The 753-nt window shown below is 55.1% G+C and carries 1 protein-coding gene; it reads left to right on the forward strand.

Going from position 1 to position 753, the window contains the following annotated elements; translation table 11 throughout:
- Positions 1-54: 54 nt before the first annotated feature.
- Positions 55-753: LON peptidase substrate-binding domain-containing protein (locus tag VZ95_RS19580; RefSeq protein WP_045777359.1), on the forward strand; the 699-nt coding region annotated here is incomplete at its 3' end.

Genomic DNA, 753 nt, shown 5'->3' on the forward strand with positions numbered 1-753 from the left:
CCTTAACCTTGGTAAAGTCCTGGCTTGTCAGGACCCGTTTAGGGTGAATGTTCAATGACCCAATCCCATGAGGCCCGATACCCGGTTCTTCCTTTGCGGGATATTGTTGTTTTTCCGCATATGATCGTGCCGCTCTTTGTAGGGCGCGAGAAATCCGTTCGGGCGCTTGAAGATGTGATGCGGGAGGACAAGCAGATCCTTCTGGTGACGCAAAAAAATGCGTCGCAGGATGATCCGACTGCCGCCGATCTCTATGAAATCGGAACCGTCGCCACGGTTTTGCAACTGCTTAAACTGCCGGATAAAACGGTAAAAGTGCTGGTGGAAGGCGTCTCGCGCGCCCGCATCGACAGCTTTACCGAGAATGCCGATTTCTTCCAAGCGGTCGCCCATCCGGTGATCGAGACCGAAGACGAAACCCCGGAAATCGAAGCGCTAGGGCGCGCGGTGGTCGGGCAGTTCGAGCAGTATCTGAAGCTCAACAAAAAAATTCCGCCGGAAGTGCTGGTATCGGTCAATCAGATCGAAGAGCCGAGCAAGCTGGCCGATACCATCGCCTCGCATCTGGCGCTGAAGATCCCCGAAAAGCAGCAACTGCTGGAGCTCACGTCGCTCACCGAGCGGTTGGAGCGGATCTACGGCTTCATGGAAGGCGAAATCGGCGTTCTTCAGGTCGAAAAGCGCATCCGTAACCGCGTGAAGCGGCAGATGGAGAAAACCCAGCGCGAATATTACCTGAACGAGCAGCTCAAG

The organism is Elstera litoralis, assembly GCF_000963705.1.
GTDB classification, from domain to species: domain Bacteria; phylum Pseudomonadota; class Alphaproteobacteria; order Elsterales; family Elsteraceae; genus Elstera; species Elstera litoralis.